The organism is Mesorhizobium sp. C268A (assembly GCF_040324475.1).
Taxonomy (GTDB): Bacteria; Pseudomonadota; Alphaproteobacteria; order Rhizobiales; family Rhizobiaceae; genus Mesorhizobium.
Genome location: NZ_JAMYVX010000001.1, coordinates 290,746 through 316,003, shown reverse-complemented (window position 1 = coordinate 316,003; position 25,258 = coordinate 290,746). Strand labels below are relative to the sequence as shown.

At 61.8% G+C, this 25,258-nt stretch carries 20 protein-coding genes; 13 read left to right on the top strand and 7 right to left on the bottom strand.

Annotated elements, in window-relative coordinates; all coding sequences use genetic code 11:
* Positions 1–148 precede the first annotated feature (148 nt).
* The 7 genes from NKL06_RS01615 to NKL06_RS01585 all read left to right on the top strand — a co-directional run bounded on the left by NKL06_RS01615 (position 149) and on the right by NKL06_RS01585 (position 10,666).
* Complete coding sequence (locus NKL06_RS01615) at positions 149–1,117, top strand: ArdC family protein (protein WP_023690434.1); 969 nt, start codon at positions 149–151, stop codon at positions 1,115–1,117.
* A 69-nt stretch (positions 1,118–1,186) separates the two neighbouring features.
* Positions 1,187–1,507, top strand: a complete 321-nt coding sequence (locus NKL06_RS32665; protein WP_460221719.1) for a DUF2958 domain-containing protein — start codon at positions 1,187–1,189, stop codon at positions 1,505–1,507.
* 75 nt (positions 1,508–1,582) lie between these two features.
* Positions 1,583–3,703, top strand: a complete 2,121-nt coding sequence (locus NKL06_RS01605; protein ID WP_023806499.1) for a ParB/RepB/Spo0J family partition protein — start codon at positions 1,583–1,585, stop codon at positions 3,701–3,703.
* Complete coding sequence (locus tag NKL06_RS01600; protein ID WP_023673140.1) at positions 3,669–3,869, top strand: DUF6117 family protein; 201 nt, start codon at positions 3,669–3,671, stop codon at positions 3,867–3,869. Before NKL06_RS01605 ends, NKL06_RS01600 begins: the two co-directional genes overlap by 35 nt.
* Before the next feature lie 173 nt (positions 3,870–4,042).
* Complete coding sequence (locus NKL06_RS01595; RefSeq protein WP_023693358.1) at positions 4,043–8,371, top strand: strawberry notch family protein; 4,329 nt, start codon at positions 4,043–4,045, stop codon at positions 8,369–8,371.
* Positions 8,368–9,405, top strand: coding sequence for a DUF7146 domain-containing protein (locus NKL06_RS01590; RefSeq protein ID WP_023690437.1), 1,038 nt, complete (start codon positions 8,368–8,370; stop codon positions 9,403–9,405). The genes NKL06_RS01595 and NKL06_RS01590 overlap by 4 nt, the downstream gene beginning before the upstream one ends.
* 340 nt (positions 9,406–9,745) lie before the next feature.
* Positions 9,746–10,666 (top strand): DUF2493 domain-containing protein, encoded by a 921-nt coding sequence (locus tag NKL06_RS01585; RefSeq protein ID WP_023690439.1) that lies wholly within the window; start codon positions 9,746–9,748, stop codon positions 10,664–10,666.
* A 262-nt stretch (positions 10,667–10,928) separates the two neighbouring features.
* Here NKL06_RS01585 and NKL06_RS01580 read toward each other — a convergent pair whose 3' ends face one another.
* Positions 10,929–11,252: a nucleotidyl cyclase domain-containing protein gene (locus NKL06_RS01580; protein WP_023690440.1), complete on the bottom strand. Its 324-nt coding sequence runs from the start codon at positions 11,250–11,252 to the stop codon at positions 10,929–10,931.
* A gap of 347 nt (positions 11,253–11,599) precedes the next feature.
* Here NKL06_RS01580 and NKL06_RS01575 point away from each other — a divergent pair, with 347 nt between their 5' ends.
* The 3 genes from NKL06_RS01575 to NKL06_RS01565 are packed head-to-tail and all read left to right on the top strand — an operon-like array spanning position 11,600 to position 13,436.
* A complete protein-coding gene (locus NKL06_RS01575) occupies positions 11,600–12,208 on the top strand; it encodes a hypothetical protein (protein WP_023696785.1) in 609 nt (202 codons plus the stop codon).
* Entirely contained in the window at positions 12,205–12,597 is a 393-nt protein-coding gene (locus NKL06_RS01570) for a phage holin family protein (RefSeq protein ID WP_023702904.1), read from the top strand. Before NKL06_RS01575 ends, NKL06_RS01570 begins: the two co-directional genes overlap by 4 nt.
* On the top strand, positions 12,594–13,436 hold the full coding sequence (locus NKL06_RS01565; protein WP_023830220.1) for a DUF3618 domain-containing protein: 843 nt from the start codon (positions 12,594–12,596) through the stop codon (positions 13,434–13,436). Before NKL06_RS01570 ends, NKL06_RS01565 begins: the two co-directional genes overlap by 4 nt.
* A 147-nt stretch (positions 13,437–13,583) precedes the next feature.
* On the opposite strand, the gene NKL06_RS01560 is transcribed toward NKL06_RS01565, so the two are convergent.
* The 6 genes from NKL06_RS01560 to NKL06_RS01535 all read right to left on the bottom strand — a co-directional run bounded on the left by NKL06_RS01560 (position 13,584) and on the right by NKL06_RS01535 (position 20,396).
* Positions 13,584–15,215: an ABC transporter ATP-binding protein gene (locus NKL06_RS01560; RefSeq protein WP_023694068.1), complete on the bottom strand. Its 1,632-nt coding sequence runs from the start codon at positions 15,213–15,215 to the stop codon at positions 13,584–13,586.
* Positions 15,205–16,089, bottom strand: coding sequence for an ABC transporter permease (locus tag NKL06_RS01555; protein WP_023690446.1), 885 nt, complete (start codon positions 16,087–16,089; stop codon positions 15,205–15,207). The genes NKL06_RS01560 and NKL06_RS01555 overlap by 11 nt, the downstream gene beginning before the upstream one ends.
* On the bottom strand, positions 16,086–17,132 hold the full coding sequence (locus tag NKL06_RS01550) for an ABC transporter permease (protein WP_023673826.1): 1,047 nt from the start codon (positions 17,130–17,132) through the stop codon (positions 16,086–16,088). Before NKL06_RS01550 ends, NKL06_RS01555 begins: the two co-directional genes overlap by 4 nt.
* Before the next feature lie 87 nt (positions 17,133–17,219).
* On the bottom strand, positions 17,220–18,827 hold the full coding sequence (locus tag NKL06_RS01545; protein ID WP_023690447.1) for an ABC transporter substrate-binding protein: 1,608 nt from the start codon (positions 18,825–18,827) through the stop codon (positions 17,220–17,222).
* Between the two features lie 121 nt (positions 18,828–18,948).
* The gene (locus tag NKL06_RS01540; RefSeq protein WP_023690448.1) at positions 18,949–19,302 is read right to left on the bottom strand and encodes a Rieske (2Fe-2S) protein; all 354 of its coding nucleotides are present in this window, start codon (positions 19,300–19,302) and stop codon (positions 18,949–18,951) included.
* Positions 19,303–19,313: 11 nt separating this feature from the next.
* Positions 19,314–20,396, bottom strand: a complete 1,083-nt coding sequence (locus tag NKL06_RS01535) for an amidohydrolase family protein (protein WP_031201701.1) — start codon at positions 20,394–20,396, stop codon at positions 19,314–19,316.
* A gap of 129 nt (positions 20,397–20,525) precedes the next feature.
* On the opposite strand from NKL06_RS01535, the gene NKL06_RS01530 reads away from it, so the two are divergent.
* The 3 genes from NKL06_RS01530 (at position 20,526) to NKL06_RS01520 (ending at position 24,350) form a co-directional block, all read left to right on the top strand.
* Positions 20,526–21,383: a LysR family transcriptional regulator gene (locus tag NKL06_RS01530; protein WP_023690450.1), complete on the top strand. Its 858-nt coding sequence runs from the start codon at positions 20,526–20,528 to the stop codon at positions 21,381–21,383.
* 210 nt (positions 21,384–21,593) lie between these two features.
* Positions 21,594–22,550, top strand: coding sequence for an FAD-binding oxidoreductase (locus tag NKL06_RS01525; RefSeq protein ID WP_198027084.1), 957 nt, complete (start codon positions 21,594–21,596; stop codon positions 22,548–22,550).
* Between the two features lie 1,068 nt (positions 22,551–23,618).
* The gene (locus NKL06_RS01520; protein ID WP_023694064.1) at positions 23,619–24,350 is read left to right on the top strand and encodes a hypothetical protein; all 732 of its coding nucleotides are present in this window, start codon (positions 23,619–23,621) and stop codon (positions 24,348–24,350) included.
* The last annotated feature ends 908 nt before the right edge of the window (positions 24,351–25,258 follow it).

Here is a 25,258-nt window from a genome sequence, read left to right as displayed (position 1 = left end):
TGATTGGCGCGGACCGCCTTTGCCCCAAGTCCGGGAGCGTCCCCCTTCGAGGCCTGGGCTAGCCTCTAGAGCGAGAGTACGGACCGGTTTGCCGTGACGGGTTGAGAGCTGGAGGAGAGGCCTCCGGCGCCCGTCGCGGAGAAACCAGATGTCCAGACATTACGCTCGCGCCGGCGCCGACCGGGCAAGCCTCTATGATGACATCACCAACAAGATCATCGCCGAGCTGGAGGCTGGGCGCTTTCCCTGGGTGCCCTGGGGCACGGCGGCGGAGCAAGCACCCCTCGCCATGCCGGCCAATGCCGCCTCTGGCCGTGCCTATTCGGGGATCAACGTGCTGATCCTGTGGGGTGCGGTCGTCGAGCATGGCTTTCCCGTCCAGGGCTGGCTGACTTTCCGCCAGGCGCTATCGCTGGGCGGCCATGTCCGCAAGGGCGAACACGGGACCACCGTCGTCTATTCTGACCGCTTCATCCCTGACGACGAGAAGAAACGCGCGCGGGAGACCGGCGAGGCAGCACGGGCCATACAGTTTCTGAAGCGCTTCACCGTCTTCAACGTCGCGCAATGCGAAAATCTGCCCGACGATCTGGCGGTGTTTCCGCCCGCACCAGAGCCCGGACTGATCGAACCGGCCGTCGAGGCACTGATCAAGGCGACAGGGATCGATTTCCGCATCGGCGGCAATAGCGCCTATTATGTGCCGGCGCACGACTACGTGCAGGTGCCGCCTCCGCAGGCGTATTTCGAGACCATTGACTGGCACCGCACCGCCCTGCACGAGCTTGGCCATGCGACCGGCCATCCCTCCCGCGTCGGCCGTGACCTCGGCTGCGCCTTCGGCACAAAGCGATATGCTTTCGAGGAACTGGTCGCCGAAATGAACGCAGCCTTCTGCTGCGCCTCGCGAGGTATTGCGCCGACCGTGCGCCACGCCGATTACCTGGCCTCCTGGCTCGACGTCCTGCGCGAAGACAACCGAGCCATCGTGCGTGCCGCCTCCCAAGCCAGCAAGGCAGCCGACTGGTTGCTCGCCTTCCTTCCGCAACCCGACAACGGAACCAGGGCAGGGCCCGCCAGCGTCGATGAGGTCGAAATCGAGAAGAGGGCGGCATGATCGTTCTCACCGAGGAACTGCGCGTGCCTGCTCGCCAATAGCCGCGATCGCGACGCCGAACACGTACGGGTGGTGAAGCTCTTCAAATCAACTCGGCGAAGGAATTGGCTCGCAACCGCGCTCGAGATGACGTCGATCCGGCTGCCTTTCGGCATCGGCATCGAGCGGGACATGCTCTTTGGCACCGACCTGCCGATTTCCGTCTGGGCAGAGGCGGTCCGCCGGGGCGGAAACCTTCGCGACGCCGAACGCAACTCGACCATGCCGGCCAATCTGGCCGAGACGGCGAGTGAGATCTCAGCTTGTAATCCGCAAGCCGCAGATGCGCAGTCGTGTCTGCGGCCCTGTCCCCACCTCTGGATCTTCGGTGCGGCTCAGTCCTCAGAGTGAGAGGGCTGCGCCCGTCTTTTTTGACGGGTTTGGAGGACGAGAGAGTTTCGGCCGCCCGTCGCGGAGATAGTCCACATGGCTACGCCCAAGCAGAAGATCACCCTCAACGCTTCACGTGACATCCCCTTCAACAAGCTGATGCTGAGCCAGTCCAATGTCCGGCGCATCAAGCGCGGGGAAACCATAGAGGACCTCGCCGCGTCGATCGCCCGGCGCGGCCTGCTCCAGAGCCTCAACGTCCGGCCAGTGTTGGACGGCGAGGGCAACGAGACCGGCATGTTTGAGGTGCCGGCTGGCGGGCGCCGCTATCGCGCGCTGGAACTGCTGGTCAAGCAGAAGCGCATAAGCAAGACCGAGCCAGTTCCCTGCGTCATAAGCGACGCCCACAGCGCGGTCCCGATCGAGGAGGACTCGCTGGCCGAGAATTTTCAGCGCGAAGATTTACATCCGCTCGACATGTTTCGCGCCTTCCAGACACTTCATGACCAGGGCGCGAGCCATGAGGAGATTGCCGCACGCTTCTTCGTCTCCGCAACATTCGTGCAGCAGCGCCTCAGGCTGGCCAGGGTTTCGGCCAAGCTGCAGGAGATTTACGAGCAGGATGGCATGAAGCTCGAGCAGCTCATGGCGTTCACCGTGACCGACGATCACGCCCGTCAGGAGCAGGTCTGGGAGGCGCTCGAAAACTCCTGGTCGAAGGAGCCGCAGCAGATCCGGCGCCTGCTGACGGAGACCACTGTGCGGGCAAGCGATCGCCGGGCGCTGTTCGTCGGTGTCGACGCGTATGTCGCTGCCGGCGGCGTGGTGCTGCGCGACCTGTTCGAGGCCGACAATGGCGGCTGGCTGCAGGACCCCGCTCTGCTCGACCGCTTGGTCGGCGATAGGCTGAAGTCGATCGCCGACGAGATCGCGGCGGAGGGCTGGAAGTGGATCGTGGTCGATGCCGATCTGCCCTACGGGTACAATCACGGTCTGCGGGCAATCGCTGGCACCCCCGTCGGTCTGACCGACGCGGAGCGGGCGGAACGCGAAGCCCTGCGGGCGGAGTACGACCGGCTGGAAGCCGAGTATGGCGAATCCGACGAACTCCCCGACGATGTCGATCAGCGCCTCGGTCAAATCGAGACCGCGCTTGAGGCCTTCGAGAGCCGGCCGATGCACTACGATGGGGCCGAGATCGCCCGCGCCGGTGTGTTCATCAGCATCGATCGTGATGGCGATCTCGTCGTCGATCGGGCCCATGTGCGCCCCGAGGACGAAGCGATGCAGGCGGTCGACGGCCACTCGGCCGAGCCAGGTTGCGCCACCGAGAACGAAGACAGCAGACACAATCCTTCGGCCCGCGCGATTATCACCATCGGCGCGCAGGCGTCCGAGCCTGAGGAGGATGACGGCGACACCATCAAGCCGCTACCCGAGCGCCTGGTCATCGAACTTACTGCCCATCGCACGTTGGCGCTGCGCAACGCACTGGCCGAGAACCAGCATGTGGCCATCACGGCGCTCTTGCACCGGCTCGTCCTCGACACCTTCGGTCAGCGTTCCGCCATCGGCTGCGTCGAGGCCTTCGTCCGACATGTCCACTTGCCGTGGCAGGACGTCGGTCTCAAGGACAGCCCTGCGGCCAAGGCCGTCCATGAACGCCATGAGGCATGGAAGAGCGACATTCCACTGGATGACGACGAGGCCCTATGGGCGTGGCTCGACGGACTCGATGAAGCAAGCCGGCAGACGCTGCTGGCGCATTGCGTCAGCTATGGGATCAACGCCTTGTTCGAACGACCCAATCCCTACGGCAGCGGCGTTTCCCAGCATGGACTCGATCAGCGCCGGCGTGAAGCCGATCGGTTGTCCCGTGCCACCGGGCTTGACATGGTAGATGCCGGCTGGCGGCCGACGGTGGATAACTATCTCGGTCGCGTCACCAAGTCCCGCATTCTCGAAGCCGTGCGCGAAGGCGCCGGCGACCAGGCCGCCCAGCTTATCGACCATCTCAAGAAGGCCGACATGGCCAAAGAGGCCGAGCGCCTCCTGGCCGATAGTGGCTGGCTACCCGAACCGCTCCGCCTTCGCGGCAATGACGCCGCCCGGCCGAATGTGGGCGAGGAAGCTGACCTCCCCGAATTCCTGGCCGGTGATGACGAGGACGGCTCGGCCACCCATGAGACTGCCGCACACGCGGTCGCCGCCGGATAGCACCGTCGGCGGAGTGGCGCGGGTCGCTCGGCCCTTTCTTCTTCACTACGAGTTCACGCCGTTCGCTCATCTTGCCGACGGCAATCCCTATGATGCCTACCTGCCGCCCGATCCCGACAGCGCCAATGGTTTCCTACAGAAGTCGGGGCCTGACGGCGGAATATGATCGAGATCGGTTGATACCGGCAAGCGCTCCACCTCATGGCGGGGCGCTTGTTTCATTTTGGCTTCGGTGGAGGCCAGAGAGGGAGAGGCGAGCCGGGATGGTTTTGAATCCGCACGGTCCAGAGAGAGCGCCGCGCGGCTCGATCCTGTCCCCGCTCTCCCGAGGTTCACACCATGTACATGATCTCGCCCGCTGTGGCAGTTCCCGCAGCCGCGCCGCTCCCGCTCCCCCAAACCGGTGCAGCCGGCGCTATCTTCGCCGCCGCCGGCCTTCTGCTTCCCCATCTCGAGCGCGGCGACAGCATCGACGCGCCAAAGTTGCGCGCGGCGATGGAAGCCGCATTCGGCGCCTCCGACGCCGCCGGCGCCTGGGACTGGAAGCAGGCCTACGATGCCTGCGAGGCTGCGACGGTCCTTTTCCTGCGCAAGTACGGAAAGGCGTTGTTCCGCAAGGCCGCGTCTCCGGCTCTCCGGCTGTCAGCATTGTCGAAGATCGCCCGGCTCATGCCGACGCATACCCGCCGATCCGAAGAAGCACAGACCTTCCAGCAGTTCTCGACGCCGATTCCGCTCGGCATGGTCGCCGCAACGGCCGCTGCCATCACGCCGGCCGACCGTGTGCTGGAGCCTTCCGCCGGCACCGGGCTGCTCGCCATCCTGGCCGAGATAGCCGGCGCCTCGCTCATTCTCAACGAGCTTGCCGAAACCCGCGCGGCACTTCTCTCCGGCCTCTTTCCGGCCGTCTGCGCCAGCCGCTTCGACGCCGCCCAGATCGACGACCATCTCTATCCCGGCGCCGTGCCCAGCGTGGTGCTGATGAACCCGCCCTTTTCGGTCATGGCCAACGTCGAGGGCCGCATGGCCGACGCGGCCTGGCGGCACATCGCCTCGGCCCTGGCGCGCCTTGCGCCCGGCGGGCGGCTGGTGACGATTACCGGTGCGAACTTCGCGCCCGACCACCCGGCCTGGACCGCCGCCTTTACTCGCCTGCAGGAACGTGGCCGCATCGTCTTCTCCGCCGCCATCGACGGCTCGGCCTACGCCAAGCATGGCACGACCTTTCCGACACGCCTCACCGTCATCGACCGGGTGCCGGCGGACGATCCGGACGTGTTCCCGGCAGATCAGGGCGTTGCCCCGGATGCCGCGACGCTGATCGCATGGGTCGGCGAGCATGTGCCGGCACGGCTGCCGGTCACCATACCCGCAGGTGCAACTCCCACATCGTCGTCGGCCGCACCCCGCACAGTGCGCGGCTATCTTGGTCCCACGGCAAGAATAACACCGCGGCCACCGCTCACTGATCCCGATGCCGTTGAGCTCGCCTATCAGGTGCTCGACTGGAAGGCCGCCGAGGGCGGCCACATCAGCGACGCCATCTACGAGGACTACGCGCTTCAGGCGATCCGCATTCCCGGCGCGCAGCCGCACCCCAACCAACTCGTGCAATCGGCGGCCATGGCCTCGGTCGCGCCGCCCAAGCCGAGTTATCGGCCGCGCCTGCCGAAGAACGTCCTTGACCTGCTCTCGGACGCGCAGCTCGAGACCGTCATCTATGCGGGCGATGCTCACGCCGAGTATCTCGCCGGCGCCTGGACGCTCGACGATACCTTTGACGTAATTAGCGCGGCGGCAGATGACGCGGCGCGGGCCGTGCGCTTCCGGCAAGGCTTCATGATCGGCGACGGTACCGGTGTAGGCAAGGGCCGCGAGTCCGCCGCCGTAATCCTAGACAATTGGATGCAGGGCCGTCGCAAGGCCGTCTGGATCTCCAAGTCAGACAAGCTCATCGAGGATGCGCAGCGCGACTGGTCCGCGCTCGGCATGGAGCGCTTGCTGGTCACCCCGCTCTCCCGCTTCCCGCAGGGCAGGCCGATCACGCTGGCGGACGGCATCCTGTTCACCACCTATGCCACGCTGCGGTCCGACGATCGCGGCGAGAGGCTTTCGCGGGTCAAGCAGATCGTCGAATGGTTGGGTCCGGATTTCGATGGGGTCATCATCTTCGACGAGGCGCACGCCATGCAAAATGCCGGTGGCGGCAAGAGCGAACGCGGCGACGCCGCTCCCTCCCAGCAAGGCCGTGCCGGCCTGAGGCTACAGCACGCCCTGCCGAATGCCCGCATCGTCTATGTGTCGGCGACTGGCGCCACCACCGTGCACAATCTCGCCTATGCCCAGCGGCTCGGCCTCTGGGGCGGCGAGCATTTTCCATTCTCGACCCGCGCCGAGTTCGTCGAGGCGATCGAGGCTGGCGGCGTGGCGGCGATGGAAGTACTGGCACGCGACCTCAGGGCACTTGGCCTCTATACCGCCCGCTCGCTCTCTTTCAACGGTGTCGAATACGAACTGCTCGAGCATGAGCTGACGCCCGAACAGGTCCGCATCTATGACGCGTACGCTGGGGCCTTCGGCGTCATCCACAACAATCTCGATGCTGCGATGCAGGCGGCCAACATCACCGGCAGCACCGGCACGCTCAATGCCCAGGCCAAGTCGACCGCGCGCAGCGCCTTTGAAAGCGCCAAGCAGCGCTTCTTCGGCCATTTGTTGACCAGCATGAAGACACCGACCCTGATCAAATCCATCACCGGCGATCTGGAGGAGGGCCATGCGGCCGTTGTCCAGATCGTCTCGACGGGTGAGGCGCTCATGGAGCGGCGGCTGGCCGAGTTGCCGACCGAGGAATGGAACGATGTTCGCGTCGACATCACGCCGCGCGAATACGTCCTCGACTACCTCGCTCATTCCTTCCCGGTGCAGCTCTACGAGCCCTTCACGGATTCGGAGGGCAATCTGTCGTCGCGCCCGGTCTACCGCGATGGCCAGCCGGTCGAGAGCCGCGAGGCGGTCGCCCGGCGCGACGAGCTGATCGCGAAACTCGCCAGCTTGACGCCTGTCCCCGGCGCGCTCGACCAGATCGTCCAACATTTCGGCGCGGACCTCGTCGCCGAAGTCACTGGCCGCTCGCGCCGCATCGTGCGCAAGCGCGACCGCCTGGTCGTCGAGCACCGAGCAGGGTCGGCAAATCTGGCCGAGGCGCAGTCCTTCATGGACGATCAGAAGCGCGTTCTGGTGTTTTCCGACGCCGGCGGGACGGGTCGTTCCTACCATGCCGAACTCTTGGCACGGAACACGCGGCTGCGTGTGCATTATCTGCTCGAAGCCGGGTGGAAGGCCGACACCGCCATCCAGGGCCTGGGCCGCACGCATCGGACCAATCAGGCGCAGCCGCCGCTGTTCCGGCCGATCTCGACCAATGTGAAGGCGGAAAAGCGCTTCCTCTCGACGATCGCCCGCCGTCTCGACACGTTGGGCGCAATCACGCGCGGCCAGCGCCAGACCGGTGGCCAAGGGCTGTTCCGGCCAGAGGACAATCTTGAAAGCCACTATGCCGGCGATGCCTTGCGGCAGCTCTATCTCCTGATCGTACGCGGCAAGGTCGAGGGTTGCACACTCCAGCGTTTCGAGGCGGCGACCGGTCTCAAGCTGATGGACAACAACGGCATCAAGGACGAGTTGCCGCCGATCACCACCTTCCTCAATCGCCTGTTGGCGCTGACCATCGAAGTGCAGGGCGTGCTGTTCGGCGCCTTCGAGCAGCTTCTGGCCGCTCGGATCGGTGGCGCCATCGCCTCGGGCACCTATGACACCGGGCTGGAGACCCTGCGGGCCGAGAGCTTCGTCATCACCGACCGGCAGGTCATCTACGCCCATCCGCGCACCGGCGCCGAAACGCGGCTGCTGACGATCACCCAGCGCAAGCGCAATCGGCCCGTCATGCTCGATGCGGCGCTCCATCACCTTCGCGATTTGCGCGCCATCCTACTGATCAACGAGCAATCTGGCCGCGCCGCCGTGCAGATCCCAACCACCAGCATCATGCTCGACGACGGCGAGATCGAGCCGCGGGTCCGCCTGATCCGGCCAATGGAAGGCCAGAACATGCCGCTCAAGGCTATGGGCGAAACCCGCTGGGTCGAGGCCCACCGTGAAGCTTTCGCTGCAGCATGGAATGCGGAGGTCGCCGAGACTCCCGAGTTTGCCGATGCCGTGCTGCACATGGTGACGGGCCTGTTGTTGCCGATCTGGAAGCGTCTGCCAAACGAGTCGACCCGCGTTTTTCGACTTCAGACCGACGAGGGCGAGCGCATAATTGGTCGCCTTGTCACGCCGGCCTGGGCCGCCAACGCCACGGTGACAGGCGTCGCATCGCTATCGCCCGAGCAGGCGCTCGCGGCGCTGATCGACGGGCGGACGATCCTTGATCTCGCCGAGGGTCTCCAGCTTCGCCGCAGCCGCGTCATGGGCGCGTGGCGCATCGAACTGTCGGGCTTCACCGACATGATGCGGGAGCGCCTCACCGCCTACGGTCTCTTCCACGAGATCATTTCGTGGAAGCTCAGGATGTTCGTGCCGATCGACGCCAACGGGCTCGCCGTGCTGGAGCGCGTGCTCGACCGCTTCCCAATCGAGCGGGTCAGTGAGCGGGAGGCTGCATGATCCCGCGTCACGCTGCATCCGACCTCGCACACCGCCTCGCCGAACATGCCGAGGCGGTGTGCCGCCACTACCTCTCCAATGGCCGTCGCCAGGGCAACTATTGGAGCGTCGGCGACGTCCGCAATGCGCCGGGCCGCTCGACGTTCGTGCGTCTGCAGCCATCCCCGAAGGGACCGCCAGGCAAATGGACCGACGCCGCTACCGGCGAGCATGGCGACCTGCTCGACGTCATCCGCGAATCCCTCGGACTGGTCAACTTCCGGGACGTCGCCAATGAGGCGCGCCTGTTTCTCGCTATGCCAGATGCCATGCCACCCCGACCGGCCGCGCCGATCACGCAGGTCCCCATTGGATCTCCGGAAGCGGCTCGCCGACTGGTCGCCATGTCGAAGCCCATTATCGGCACCCTCGTGGAAACCTATTTGCGTGGACGTGGCATTGCGACTTTGTCCGGCACCGGATCGCTGCGGTTCCATCCGCGCTGCTACTACCGGCCCGGCGATCATGGACCGACCGAGACCTTGCCGGCAATGATCGCTGCTGTCACCGACCTTGATGGACATTTGACCGGCGCGCACCGCACCTGGCTCGCACCGGACGGCACCGGCAAGGCGCTCGTCGACACGCCGCGTCGCGCAATGGGTGACCTTCTGGGTCACGCCGTCCGCTTCGGTGCACCCGGCAGCGTCATGGCGGCAGGCGAGGGCATTGAGACGACGCTGTCGCTCAGATGCGCCTTGCCCGATATGGCGATGGCTGCGGCACTCTCGGCAGCCCATCTAGCCGCCATCCTGTTCCCGCCAACCCTGCGCCGGCTCTATGTCATCCGCGACAACGATCCGGCCGGTGACGGTGCCCGCGACAGCCTGCTCGAGCGCGCGACGGACGCCGGAATCGATGCAATCGTGCTGTCGCCAGCGATGCAAGACTTCAACGAAGACCTCAGCCGCTTCGGACTTGCGGCCTTCCGGGCCTCGATTGCAGACCAGCTCATGCGCAAAGATCGCATCCGATATCTGACACAGGCGGCATGAGCCGGGAGGGGAAGCGCGCGGCGCACGGTGCCGGTGCGGCGCATGGATGAGTGACCCGCCGGCAGAGACCCGAGACCCGGCCTTCGAGAGGGCGATCGGCCCACGAACTGGCCGGCCAGGCAATGGCGGCGGCCGACTATTTTCCGGCGCGCGCGACTGGTCGCGAATGGCAGCGATCGGGCGCGACGCCTTTCCATCGCGAGGCAAAATAGTCGGCCGCCGCCATCCTCCGCTGCGCTCCGGCCCTCCGCATCGCTGCGGGTGTCGGACCGTCCCGCCCGTGGGCTCTCGTCGCCATGAAGGCCGCGAGGGTCGCGGTCAAACCGACGGGAGCATCCCCATGAGAGAGCACGACGACACTGAACCGCACCACGCCGCTTCTGCGACCGATCACATCCTCACCGAACTCCAGCTCTATGGCTGGCGACCATTTGCGGACGAGCCCGATCCGCGACCGCTCCCCGGTGGCGACCAAGTGGCCGGAGCCGTGGCCGACATCTTTGACGCCCTCATCGTCACCCTGGCTGACACGCGCCTCGAACCCGACCTCGATGACTTGCTCTGGTCCCTCACCAATGTCTTCCACCGAGCTGTACAACGGATCGAGCGGCAACTGGAAGACAACGAGCAGGCCCAGCGCTGTCTGCAGCGCGAACAGGATGGCAGCGAGATCAAGGCGGTTGAACTCGAGACACTCACCGCCCAGGGCCAGACCATGATCGAACGGCGGGGCGCCTTCGAGCTCATGCGTGACCAGGCCGCCGAACACTACGATCAGTACACCGGTTCTGCCTGGCGACCGCGCACGGGGTCGATGGTAAACCACCACCATCTCACCGCCGCAATGATCGATAGCCGCGACTTCCTCGCGGCCAGGCGGCGCGCGGAAACCGAGGTCATGTTGCCGGCCGGCCCCAAGATCGCCTTCTCCGGCGGCGATACCGCCGATCACGAGATGATCTGGGCAAAGCTCGACCAAATCCGCGCCAAGCACCCCGACATGGTGCTGATGCACGGCGGATCACGCAAAGGCGCTGAAAAGATCGCCGCCCGCTGGGCCGATCATCGCAAGGTGCCGCAGGTCGCCTTCAAGCCCGACTGGAGCAGACACGCCAAGGCCGCTCCCTTTAAGCGCAACGACCAGATGTTGGCGGTCATGCCGATCGGCGTCATCATCTTTCCCGGCACCGGCATTCAGGAGAACCTCGCCGACAAGGCCCGCAAGCTCGGCATCCCGGTCTATCGATTAGGCGGCTCGTGAGCGCCCCCTTTGACCCTAGATCTTAGTCCAGGTTGGTCACCGCTATTCCACAATCTCACCGATGTGGAGGTATGTCTTTCACGACGCGAACGGCGGCTTCGCGCCTCATGACAGTCGGTTCCCCGGTTCAGTCCATTCACCAAAAGCGGGCGTCGCCAAACGGCCAGCCCTCAGGCTGTTATGTTCGCGGCAAATGCTCAGCTGGGCCGAATGGATGAGGCGCGACGATACCAGGCAAAATTCTGGGCACTCCGCCGGACTGTCACGAGTCCTCGAAGCGCAGGCCGATCTTTCCCGCTGCATGTTCCTGCACGCGTTCGGAAACGCAGATCCTGCCAGGCTCGGCGATCCTCTCCAGACGCGCGGCGATGTTGACCCCCGCGCCCAAGACGTGACCGTCCTGTTCGATGATGTCGCCGACGATCTTGCCGCGATGCGTGGCAATACAGGGATCGAGGTGGTCACGTTGATGGCTGTTCAAGCGCTCGAGGGCACCTTCTTCGTCAGCGCCCATCAGTTGACTGTACCCGGCGAGGTCAGCCGCAAGGATCGCCGAGAGCTTGCGCTCGACCCGACCGATTTCCATCCAGTCCCTCTGCAAGGCGTCAGGATCATATTTGCCCAGGTCAAGCGATCCAAGTCCGCTCTTCCGGTTTTCTTTGGGATCGCGTCAACCATGTCGGGCGCACCCGTTCGTACGGAGCAACTGGCGCTCCGCACGAGGGACAGGGCAACTCACTGGTGACTGGGTGCGTGCCTGACGAAGCTCTTCGTTTCGGCTGAGATAAATGCTCTCACTTACGGAACATCGCAGGTTCGTCGAAGTTGGAAAGCTACGGAGGACGTGCACATGAACAGTGTCATCTATCTTATCGGCCTTATCGTTGTCGTGCTCGCGGTCCTCTCCTTCCTCGGTTTTCACTAGGTGGCCTCATGCAGCATGAGAACGATCAGGGCGGACAGCCCACCGATTTCGACAAGGCGAAAAGCGACGTCTCCGACAGACTTCGCCAGGAAAATGAGCGTGCCAGCGAGTTGCTTCACGACGCGCGGGACGAGGTGACCCGTAAGGCTGGCGACTATGCATCTGAAGCCACGCAGGTCATCTCCGACAAGGCGGAGGAGGCGCAGCGCGACATCGGATCGAGCTTGGCGGCGTTGGGTGGTGCACTGCGAGCCGCCAGCGATCACCTTGCCAGCAACGATGAAAGGAACGCATCGAAGTTCGCTTTGGATGCTGCCAGTGGCCTTGAGCGGCTTTCATCGTCCTTGAAACAGAAGCCCTTTAGCCAAGTCCTTGATGACGTGCAGTCCTTCGGCCGGCAAAATCCCGGTGTCCTGCTTGCGGGATCGGTGTTGGCCGGATTGGCTCTCGGGCGGTTCATCAAGGCTTCTCCGCCGGCAACGCCCGATTCTGAGGCCGCTCCGGGAGGCCTCAGATCACACACCGATCAGCCACAGGGTTGGTCCGCTGATCGTCCACAAGATTTTGGCGTGGTCGGCGATGATGGGGCCACGCAGATCGCGGAGCAGGACAGATGAACACCCAGGACAATCCCAGCCTTGCCGGGCTAGTCACCGATTTGGCCCAGAATGTCACCACTCTGGTGCAAACCGAGGCGAGGCTGTTTCGGGCCGAGCTCTCTGAAAAGCTTACCAAAGCCGGAGCAGGTGCCGCGGAAGTGCTGGGCGGCGCGATTTGCCTGCTCGCCGCGCTCTTGGTGTTGCTGCAGGCGCTCATTATCGCGCTGACGCGGGCAGGGCTTGGCGCGGGGTGGTCTTCCCTGCTGGTCGGTGTGGTCGTGGCGGTCCTCGGCGTCATCCTGCTGCGGACGGGGACGGCCAGCATGGCGCCTTCGGAACTTACCCCCGACCGGACCCAGGGACAGCTCAAGCGCGACGCGAGCGCGATTAAGGAACAGGTGAGATGAACGAGAAATCCGCAGCCGAACTTGAACGCGAGGCCGAGGCTGCTCGCGCTCGGGTGATGGAGACCGCCGAATCCATTCGAGGCAAGATGACGCCTGGACAATTGCTGGATGAGTTCACCGGGCTGTTCTCGGGAGGGGAGAGCGCGGCCATGCTCAGCAATCTCAGAACGCAGGTCCGAGACAATCCTTTGCCGGTCACCATGGTGGGCGCAGGTCTGGCCTGGCTGATGTTCGGCAGCGGTACCTCAAACACCGCCCACCGTTCGGCTGGCTATCCATTGCCTTCAGCGCCGGGACGACATGATGTAGCAGGGGAGCGCGGCGGCTTGGGCGGCACGCTCTCCGATGCCGCGGAATCGCTCTCCTCGAGCGCTGCCAGCGTCGGCGACACCATATCGAGCACCGCAAGAGCCGCTGCGGCGGGTCTGACGGGAAGCGCTGCCAATGCAAGCTCGACGACTGGGGACATGGCGGCGAAAGCCAGCCGCTCCGCGCAAGATCTGTTGGAGGATCAACCCTTGGCCGTTGCGGCCGTCGGTCTCGCCATCGGCGCCGCTATAGGTGCAATTCTGCCCCATACCGCAACGGAGGACGAGCAACTAGGCGCCTATGGCGACAAGCTTCGCGATTCCGCCGAAACTTTGCTCGACAGGGGCCTCGATGAGGCCAAGCAGGTCGCCGCCGACGCCTATGAGACCATCAAGCAGGAAGCTGGCCGGCAAGATATGGAAGCAGACACGATAGCCGATCAGCTCGGCGAGATCGTGAAGTCCACAGCAGACAAGACCGAGCATGCCGTGCGCGAACGTATTTCCGATACGCCTCAGCGTCAAACCTAGCCTGATGGTCCTGGATCAGCGATAGACGGTTCCAGAAGGCGTGCATAATAGTCGCGCTGATCGCTGCGCGTGGAGCTCGATCATGCCCTTCAAAGCACGTGGAAGATGGGCGGACGGGGACTTAATTCCTGACCACCTTGCAACCTGTCAGATTTTCCGACTGGCCAGCAATCTTGTCAGCCAGTCAGGATCCATTTCGGGAACAGAGGACAAAAGCCGTTCGGTGTAAGCGGCATGCGGAGGTGTGAGAACCACGCTCTTCAATCCCTGCTCGACGACTTTGCCGCCGTGCATGACGACAATCTCGTCTGCTATCGCGCGCACCGTGGCAATGTCATGGGTAATGAAGATGTAGCTCATCCCGAGTTCACGCTGTAGGCGCATCAGAAGCTTGAGGATCTCCTCCTGCACAATTTGGTCGAGCGCGGATGTGATCTCGTCGCAGATGATAAGCTCCGGTTCGGCAGCCAATGCCCGCGCAATGCAGACGCGTTGTTTTTGGCCACCTGATAGCTCGCCAGGTAGACGTTCCAGAAAATCCTCGCTCATCTCGACCAGGTGCATAAGTTCGCTTATCCGGCGATCTCTCTGCGCGCCTTTGAGGCCGAGGTAGAATTCGAGTGGCCGCTCTAAGACTTCTTCGACCGTTTGGCGCGGATTAAGGGCGTTGTCGGGCATTTGATAAATCATCTGGACGCGACGCAGGACCTCCTTGGGCCGCGCCTTCAGGCTCTTGGAAAGGAGCTGGCCTGCGAAAGAAATCGAACCCGAACTTGGCGGCAAGAGTCCGGTAACGACTCGAGCGAGCGTCGATTTCCCAGAACCGGATTCGCCGACCACAGCGACTGTTCTTCCGCGCGGAACCTTGATGGAGACATCCTGGAGCACCTTGACCCCTCCGGCATAAGCCGCGGTGACGTTGTCTATCGTCAAGAGATAGTCATCGGCTGGAACTTCGGGCTTGGCGAGCTTGCGGACTGCCCAGAGCGTCCTCGTATATTCCTGGCTGGGGGAGGCCAGCATCTGGCGTGTGTCAGCCACCTCCACGGTAACTCCGTGTCGCAGAACCATGATGCGATCCGCCATTTGCGCCACCACCGCCAGGTCATGCGTTACGTAGATTGCAGCAGTACTGAATTCCTCAACGATGTTGCGAATGGAGGCAAGGACTTCAACCTGCGTGGTCACATCGAGCGCCGTTGTTGGCTCGTCGAATATTATGAGGTCCGGTCGACAAGCCATTGCCATCGCTGTCATGGCCCGTTGCAACTGCCCGCCTGAGACCTGATGAGGATAGCGAAAGCCTATGCTCTCGGGTACTGGGAGCTGAAGACGCCGATAAAGATCCACGGCGCTCCGGTTCGCCTCTTCCCGGCTGACGATTCGATGCGCCACCGCGGTTTCGATGGTTTGTTCCAAAAGTCGATGTGCCGGATTGAAGGAGGCCGCCGCGCTTTGCGCGACATAGGCAATGCGGGAGCCCCGGAGACGACGGCGCCCCTTTTCATTGACTGCCAGGAGATCAATCCCGTCGAACAGGACCGAGCCCTGTGTGATCCGGCAGCCCGGTTTGGCATAGCCCATTGCGGCAAGGCCAATGGTGGACTTGCCGGCGCCTGACTCGCCGATTAGGCCAAGAACCTCCCCCCGCTTCAGCGTAAGATCGATCCCGCGGACGATGGGATGCCACTGTTCGTCCGAGGATCCCTCCACATGCAGATTGCGGATTTGCAGTAGATCCTTTCCTTTTTCGCGTGAGCCTGGATCGCTACTTTTCATCCCGCAACCCGCTTGTTGCGTGCAGGTACCAGTCCACAACGAAATTTACGGATACGGTAAGAAGAGCTATCGCGCCGGCCGGAAGCAGCGGCGTGACATCGCCGTAAGTGATCAGGGTTGCGTTCTCGCGCACCATTGATCCCCAATCGGCCGTCGGCGGCTGAATACCGACTCCGAGGAACGACAGCGCCGCGACTGTCAGGAACACGAAGCAGAATCGCAAGCCGAACTCGGCGACCAGTGGAGGCATGACATTGGGAAGGATTTCATTGGCGATAATCCATCTCGGTCCCTCGCCGCGCAATCGCGCCACCTCGACATATTCCATCACGGCCACGTTAAGCCCAACGGCGCGAGAAAGCCGAAAGACACGGGTGGAATCGAGAAGCGCAATGATAACAATCAGGCTGGTGATCGACGAGCCGAAGATCGACAGAAGCACCAGCGCGAAGATCAGACTCGGGATCGACATCAGCACGTCCACCGCACGCGACAAGATCTGGTCGAGCCACCCCCTATACAATGCGGCAAGGAGGCCGAGCGACACGCCTACCGCGAAGGAGAGCAATGTAGTCGCGACCGCGATAGCGATGGTGTTGCGCGCACCGTAGATCAAGCGGGTGAGCATGTCGCGGCCGAGCTGGTCGGTTCCCAATTCGAATTCCTGATTCCACGGCGCGAAGGCTTCGCTGAAGACCTGCGTCTCGCCATATGGGGCTATCCAGTGCGCGAAGACCGCAACAAGGACGTAGCCAACGATCACCACGATGCCGAACCATGCACTAAGCGGTGCCTTCTTCAGCGCTGTTGTCGCCCGGCTGGCACGCGAGCGCCTCAGCCTCTGAACCGCCGCGATAGATTGGGATCTGGTCATCGTGGGTGCAAGAGCCTGGGGTTGGTGGCGATGGAAATAATGTCGGCCAGCAGGTTGAGAAGGATGTAGGTCGCGGCGAAAATCAGGGCACAGGCCTGGACAACCGGAACATCCCTGGATTTTACCGCATCAACCATCAGTTGGCCGATCCCGGGATAGACGAAAACGACCTCGACCACGACCACTCCGACGATGAGATATGCCATATTGAACGCCACGACAGTGACGATGGGAGCCCAGGCATTGGGCAGGGCATGCCTCAGCACGATCACCATCGGGGACATTCCCTTGAGGCGCGCCATATCGATGTAGGGGCTTGCGAGCATGTTGATGATGGCCGCTCGGGTCATGCGCATCATGTGGGCCACGATCACGAGTGTAAGGGTGATTGCCGGCAGCGCCACTTTCCAGAGGTGCTCCCAAAATGGGGTCTGATCGTTCACATTCGACAATGTCGGAAATTTGGGAACCGCATTGAGTGCCCAGGTCAGTGAGATACTGAGCCAATGGGGCAGGGATTGAGCGAAATCGGATGCAATGAACGTGTCGCGCGAGATCACCAGGTAGGCGAGCATATAGGCGACGAAAAACTCCGGGAACGAAATAGTTGTCAGTGTCACGGCATTCACCAGCCGGTCGAACCAGCCGTTGCGGTACAGCGCGGCGAGAATGCCAAGCCCAAGCGCCAGCGGAACCGCTATCAGCGCGGTCACCGCTGCAAGAAACATCGTATTGTAGAGGCGTGGCGCGATGATCTCGGCCACGGTACGCCGATATCCGGTGCGGCTCGCGAACGAAGAGCCGAAGTCGCCGTGAAGCATTTGCGCGACCCAGACGAAATAGCGCTCGACAGGCGGACGATCGATGCCGATTTCCCGCTGAAAGGCGGCGACCGTTTCGGGCGTCGCCGACTGCCCGAGCGTGGCCTTGGCGAAGTCGCCCGGAAGCATCGCGATGGCAGAGAAGATGATGATGGACACGATGAACAAAGTGACCAGGCCGAGGCCAAGGCGCTGCAGAACCGTTCTTGCGACGGGGTTCATGTGAGTGCCGTCTCCCTTTGGGCGGCAGTCCTGCACTCGGAGCAAGCCGACCGGAGCCTCACAACCATCGTGGCCCCGGCCGCCTTTTCATGCCGTGGCGATCCACCAGCGTTCGGCCATTTTCAGTCCATCGTTCTCCCAGTTGGGCGCCACTTCGCCATGTGCGAGCTTTTTGGATTGGGCGCTGACGAAATTGTTGAAGACCAGCACGATGCTGCCGCCATCGTCGTGGGTTAGTTGCTGCATCTCGGCATACATTCCCGCTCGCTTGGCCTCGTCCGTCTCGGCCCGCGCCTTAACAAGCAATTCGTTGAAATGGGGATTTTTCCAGAACGACTCATTCCAGCTGGAGTCCGCGGCGAAGGCTTGCGTGAACATCCAGTCGGCCGTCGCTCGACCGCTCCAATAGGATGCGCACCAGGGTTTCTTGAGCCAGATATTGTCCCAATAAGCGTCCTCGGCCTCCCGCACGACATTGACGTCGATGCCGCATTGGGCTGCCGTCTCGCGAATGAGCGAAGCCGCATCCACCGCGCCTGCAAAAGCGGCATCGGCGACCGAGAGATCCACCTTCAGGTTCTCCATTCCGGCCTTTTTCAGGTAGTGCTTGGCTTTTTCCGGATCGAAGTTGTGTTGCGGTTGCGGATCCTTGGCGAATTTGATCGCTGGCGCGATCGGGTTGTCGTTAGCCACGGTGGCGTGGCCGAGAAAGATCTTGTCGACGATTTCTTGGCGATTGATCGCCCATTTCAATGCCGTTCGCACGTCTGGATTATCAAACGGCGCCATCGCGGCATTCATCGGCAAGGTATAATGTCCGTAGCCGGTGACCTCGACGATTTCCACCTTCGGATTGCGTTTCAACATGCCGAGGGTCTTGAGGTCGGCGCGGCCGATATAGTCCACCTCGCCCGTCGACAAGGCCGCCATGCGAGCGGCAAGATCAGTGATGGCGATGAATTCCACCTCGTCGAGATAGGGCTTGCCGTTTTTGAAGTAGTTTGGATTGCGCTTGAGTTTCGCCGAAACGCCGGGCTGGAAATTCTCAAGGAGGAAAGCGCCGGTGCGAACCCCTGAAGCCCAGTCCGCCTTGCCGTCCTTGGCTGGCATGATGACCAGATGGTAGTCACTCATGATGTAAGGGAAATCGGCGTTGCCGCTCTTGAGCGTGAAGACCACCGTTTCCGGGCCGTCGGCCTTGATCCCGGCGACGGACTCCAACAGCGACTTCGCCGCCGATTTTGTGTCCTTGCCCATGTGATATTGCAATGACGTCACGACGTCATCCGCCGTCACAGTCTTGCCGTTGTGGAAGGTTGCGCCTTTGCGCAGCTTGAAGGCCCAGGTCTTGGCCCCATCCGAAGATTCGAAGCTCTCGGCGAGGTCCGGTTGGACATTGCCTTTGGCGTCGACCTCAGTGAGGCTGTTGGATAGCGAGCCCGAAAACGCGGTTTGTGTGAACGTATCGGGGTAGCCGGCCGGATCGATTGAATCCGTCGTCGCGCCATGAGCCATGCCGAGCTTGGCGAAGCCGCCGTGCATCGGTTCGGCACGCGCCCTGGCGACGAAGAGCGTGTCGGCGGCGGCGACCGTCAGGCCTGCGGCTATCCCAAGATGAATGAAGTCGCGGCGGGAAACTTTGCTGCCACCGACCAGGCTTTGCGCGAGACCAAGCTTGTATTCAGATTCTGACATTTGACTCTCCCATTGCGGAGTTCTCCGCGTTATTTTTTTCAAGCACCTGCGAACAAATCTGCTAGTTGGCTTCGGCCATCTTTCTTCGAATTTTTCCAATCCCAATCGGCTTTTGGGCCAATCAGGCCGTCACATAGATGCTGCCGGCTTCGACGGTGACTGGAAATGTGCGAGCGCGAATGGACGGATCGACCAAGGCTTCACCTGACTTGATGTCGAATTCCCAGCCATGCCAGGCGCATCGAACGATCTCGTTTTCGCGATGATAGATGAATTGCGCTTGTTCAACGGGCGCGGTTGTCCCGCATTGCGGTCCCTCGCAAAGTGGAGCGCCGCGGTGCGGACAGACATTCAGCAGCGCGTGGAATGAATCTCCGATGCGGAAAATCCCGACCGAAAGGCTGCGGATCTTGGCGATAAACGGAGATCCTGTTTCGATCTCGTGAACGCGGCAGATATATGTCTTCTCGGGCATCGTATGGTTCCTCAGGCAGCATTCGCGGCTTGCGCACGGGGGATGCGTTTGTAGACTTCCAACGCATTCAGTCCCATGATCTTGCTCTTCCAGGCAGGAGGGATTTGCAGCGTGTTGGCATCGTCGTAATCCCAGTGCGGATAGTCCGACGCAAACATCAGCGTGTTTTCCCCGTCCATCGCTTCGAGCGTGGACCAGAGATGTTGGATGTTTGCAGGTTGCTCCAGCGGCTGCGTGGAAAAGCGGATGTTGCGCCGGCAATATTCCGATGGCAGCATCTTCAGCCATGGCGTCTCTTTACGCAGCGCTTTGTAGTCGGCATCCAGGCGCCACAGGACCGACGGAACCCAGGCGACACCGCACTCGATGATCACGAAGTAGAGGTCCGGCCACTTCTCGAAGACGCCATGGGCGATCATGCTTGCCACGTGCGACATCGCGGACATGTGCAAAATGGCATGCGTTTCCCAGAAGAATGTCGTGGGCGCAGGCGCAATGGCAGTTGAATTCACGCCGCCATGCCCGCCCAGATGTATGGCGAACGGCAACCCTACTTCAGCGCAAGCTTCGTAGATCGGATGGTAGAACGGGTCTCCATACGGCTTGACGGACCCTTGGGAAGCGAGAACCTGGACCATACGCGGATAACTGCCCAGACGGCGTATCTCGGCGGCAGCGAGCTTCGGATCCTGTGGTGCGATGATGATCGAACCCATGAAACGATCGTCTTTCGGCAGCCATTGGTTGATCTGATAGTCATTGTAGGCGCTGACCAGGGCGCTGGCATAGTAAGGATTGGCGAGGGTCGACGCCTCGATCGGCTCATCGCCGGTGAGGATCGCCACGTCGACTTTGTACTTGTCGAGGTGCTTCTCTTTCATGATGAGATAATTGTCGGCTTCCGTCTTCGGACGGACGTCCTTGCGGGAGAAGTCCTGCGGATGAAACCAGGGGCGATGGCCATGCGGAAATGCGCCGACTGGACCTGTTTTCTCGCCCTCGGTGAACATGTCTTTCCACAAGCCGGAAAGGTATGGCGTCAACACGGTGGCGCTTGACCAGTAATTGTGACAGTCGCAATCAACTATGAACACTTTGTTCCGCTCCGTGGCCCGTCCCGGCGGTGCGCCGGCCGATGATCTGGTGCAGCTTCCCCCTTGAGTATTGTTTGATCAAGCTTATGGTAGGCAGGAACATGATCGAATTTTTCGATCGGGATTTCCATGCAGCTTGATCACATCGAAACCTTTCTCGACATCATCGAATCGAGAAATTTCAATCGCACCGCAGATCGGTTGGGCTTAACCCAATCGACAATCAGCACCCGCATCAAGAACCTGGAGAGCGCAATCGGATCTGAACTGTTCCAACGCGGACGCGCCGGGGCAGAGCCGACTGCCGCAGGGCGCCGGTTCGAAGCCTACGCAAGATCTCTGGTATCCACTTGGTCGCAGGCTCGCCACGATGTCCGGGCCTTCAACCGTTTCGAAGGCACCTTGCGCGTTGCCGCCCAAGTGGGCATGACCCGCTCAGTCCTGCCCGGGTGGGTCGAAACCCTGTGCCAAGCACTTCCGAAGTCCTCAATCCATGTCGAGTCGGATTATTCGAACCAGATGGTCAGCGACCTCAGCATGGGAAACCTGGATATCGCGGTGCTTTATGCCCCCCGCTACTTGCCTGAGATCGCATACGAGCACCTGATGGTCGAGGAATATTTAATGGTTTCGACTGCCGCCAGAAACCTGTCGGACGTCGATCCCGACACCTACATCCGCCCAGGCTACACCGTCGTGCTGGAGAAAACGCACGCAGAGATGCTGGCTCAATTGGCGATCTGCCGACTTTCGACCGGATCGGAAGCTCTGGCGGAGATCATGCTCCGGCGAACGGGCGGCACTTGCTACATGCGCAGCGATGATGCGCGCAGGTTTACCGGTGAGATTCCATCGTTCCTGGTCGAAGGAGCGCCGACCTTGCACCAGCCAGTCCATACGGCGATACTGGCACGCCGCAAACACGAACCGATCATTCGCAAAGGCATCCGTGCTCTCCATCTCGCTGTTATGTCGCTGGAGGTTTAATCGATATTCCCGATCATAACGCTGGGATAATATTGCTGTTCAGCGGGGTAAGAACTGGCATGTTCGCTCGACCTAACGCCGAGCCGCACGATGAATGCATACGCCTCCATCCAAGCCTCAGATGTCGTGCCCACCATGCGTCAGCGGCGATGGGCACAAAAGACGCGAGATATAGTGCTCTGCCGTCGCGTGATAGACGAGACGCACGATGTGAAAACATTTGTTCTCACATCTGCCGCTGGTCGGATGTTCTGCTTCAGCGCGGGCCAGTATGTTCTCGTGCACCTCAGGATCAACGGCGCCACAATAACGCGCGCCTACTCGGTATCGTCACCGCCGACGCGACCGCTTGATCTTCAGATCACCGTGAAGCGAACGCAGGGCGGGCTCACTTCCAACTGGATCCATGACCATTTGACGCCGGGCAGCGAGATCGAGATCGAAGGGCCGCTCGGTTCGTTCAATCTGGATAAATTGCCGTCGGAGAAACCTGTTTTCCTTTCGGGCGGGAGCGGCGTGACTCCGACCATGTCAATGCTGCGTGCGCTTACAGACCGCGCAGACGACAGGGAGATCCGCTTCATTCACAGCGCGAAAACCCCAGGCGACATCATCTTCCGAGCGGAACTGGAAGCACTTGCCGCTCGCTTTCCCAATGTTCAAGTGACTTTGGTTTGCGGCCAGGGAGGTCCCGCTTGGACGGGTTCAACCGGCCGAATTGATGGTCGGATGCTGCTGAGCCTGGTTCCCGATCTTCACAAGCGCACCGTTTTTGCCTGTGGGCCCGAAGGATACATGAAGACGGCACGCGCCTGCCTTGATGCAATAGGCTTCCCGCCGGCGCAGTATCACGAGGAGAGTTTCGGAGGCAGCAATGGTTCTCGGTCGGAATTGGGCTTGGCGATTTCGTCTTCGGTCCGTTTTGTCCGCTCGGGTGTGGAGCATCGCTGCGCGCCCGGAGAGACCCTGCTGGACGCGGCGCGGAACTGTGGCATCTACATCCCAACCGCCTGCCAGCAGGGCGTTTGCGGAACGTGCCGAATAGCCAAACTATCCGGCGAGGTTACCATGGACGATTTGGGCGGACTGAATGCTAAAGAGAAATCTGCCGGCTATGTCCTGGCATGTTGCAGCCGCCCGCGAGGGACGGTTTTGCTCGATGCTTAGCTCGGCGTTGTTGACTGTTGGAAGATTCCGTCGGCGCACGCATCGGCGTCAGGGTCTAACCCAACGGCTCGACGCTCGAAGCTGTCAGTCCGTTATCGGCCCCCAAATGAGACGTTGGAAGCATTGAGGGCAGGGGACAGTTCGTGGCGCAAACGAGATAGCAGCTCCGAGTAGTCATCGCTGTTCGCGAAACGGTCGATTTCTGGACATCGCAATGTCGGGTATGGACTAACGCGCTATCTCGGCTCGAGGACCCATTCAGGTACGCGCCTGACATTAGGTATTGAGCATAGATCCGTGCGTCCCGGAAAGCGGACGCGGCACGATCCGGGTTAGGCGAGTAAGATAATACGCTCGATGACGGCGGCGCGCGCGGGAACGTCGCAACCAAGGATGAAGCTGTTGCTGGAGTCGAGCGGGCATTCACGCGGCCATGCCGGAGCAGATCGGCGCTACGACGGCCCAGCAGCCTTTGTCGCGGGGGGTTGTGTGCGTCAAGTTCTGCAAAATGGGGCAACCATGATGCTGGTCCTGCGGCTTGGCGCAGAGCGACCAGCGATCGCCATTTCCGATGCCAGCGCCTAAGCCTTTTATGAGACCTAAGCGCAGCTTGCCGGCCGCAGCATGGTCCCAATTTGGGACGAATAGTTTGGCACCCATATTGCACCCACATCTTTCGCCGGCTGATCCCCGGTCCTGATCGCGTACTCTGATCAGGTGTAAGGCTCGCCGGGCTCGAGGTTGTTGGGGTCTTCGCCCGGCGAGTTGTCTGCCAATGCGCAGTCACAGCCACATGGTGACGCCATACTCCGAAATGCCGCAAGCATTCCGCGGTTGTGCATCGCCCGACCAAGGTCGATCGGTATGGGACTTCAGTCGCGCTAAAGGGGGATACGGTCTGCGACTCCGGATTTTTTGCTAGATTTCAGAGGGTTACAAAGCGCTTCGCAGTCGTCAGTCGCTCATTGCAACAAGCATTTATCTAAAGTTCATTCAGTCGAATTAGGAAACTCTTATAAGCCGCTCTATAACGAATCGGCGAGGTGGCTATTCGCCTGAGGAGGTACCATGACATCCCGAAAAACCCTTTTGGCGGCGCTTGCCGCGCTTGCGCTAGTGACCGCTCCTGCTTTCGCTGGTGCGGGTGGAAACGGTGGTGGTCACGGCAATGGTGGTGGTCACGGCAATGGTGGTGGTCACGGCAATGGCGGTGGTCACGGCAATAGCGGCAAGTCCGGCAACGGCGGCGGGAAGTCCGGCAACAGCGCTTCGCACGGCAAGTCGGCATCGGCTCACGCCGGAAAGAAGGCCTCGGGCGAAGACCAGGTCGCCGTCGACGACATTGAGGTCGCCGCGACGCCTAAGGACAAGAACATTCACGCCAAGCTTGGCCGGCTGAACTCGCTGCAGCGCAACATCAACGCTTATATGAACTCCAAGAGCAAGAAATTCGCCGGCATTCAGGCTTATGTGACAGCTTCGGCTGCCGCCAAGGGCGCCCAAGCCGCGGTAGATGCCGCCCAAGCGGAAGTCGACGCGTTGAACGCCAAATTGAACGACCCGAATACTCCGGCCGACCAAGTCCCGACCCAGGAGCAGATCGATGCAGCGCAGGCGGCGCTCGATGCCGCCAATATAGCGGCGGCCGATGCTGCTGCCGCCGTCCCATCGCTGGATGACGCGCTCGCCGATATGGCCAACAAGCCGGTCGACGCCGAGGTCACCGAATGGGCCAACAGCGTGCTTGCCGAGAAGATCGACGAGATGGCTTCCAAACAGGATCCTGCGCCAACGCCGTAAGACCGGTCACCGCTGAAACGACCCTAGTCGAACGTGCAAGCCGCCGGGTCACACCCCCGGCGGCAGGGAGACGACGAGCTTGCCACCTTTTCTCCTCTTTGAGGGCGACCCCTAAACAAGCGGAGTCGCTACCGACGCTTAGGAACAAAAGTGCCGAAATACCGTGTTGAGGAGATCGCAGCCGATGCCGTGACGGCCACCCACACCGTCAACGCGAAAACTCCGATCAGGGCGGCGCGCGAAGCGGCGGAACGCGAGGTCATTCTACGCCCGGCCACATCTTCGAATACAGCTCAGCCTGTAGGGCGGTCCATACCCGGCTGGCCGCGGCTCACGCTGGTTTCTTGAAACGCACCATGCCGTCGACCTCGATGCGCAAGTTCGACTATTGACCCGGACCAGGGTTCTCTCGGTCTGTTTGAGCGAGGGGGGAAGCAATACGATTTCCTGGGCGTGCCGCTTGAGGCGTTTGTCGCGTTCAAATCTGCCCCACCAAGGGCCGCTATTCAACAATCACATCCGCGACCAACTATGCATTCCGGCTCGCCCAAGAAAAGGCTGCAGGCTCCTTGGACGATTAAGGGAGGTTCTTTCAGAAAAACGGCCCGCGCTGATCGAAGGGCGCGGGCCGGTCCGTTGCCGCCGGTCGGCAGCGGGAGGCATCCATTCCGGCCGGTGCAAACCAGCCCCTCCCGCCACAATTAGCAACCTTCGGCAGTCGTTTTCATCTGTCCAGGGGCTGCGGACTTGGCACTGGTGTCATCCTGTTGACCAGGAGCGGCCTGCTTAGCACTGCCACTCTGCTGGCCGGGCGCACAGTCCTTCGCTGAGTTCGAATTGGTCGACTTCGTTGTGGTCGAATCCGTGTTGTTATCTGTCGTCGGCATCGTTGTGGTAGTGGAGGAGCC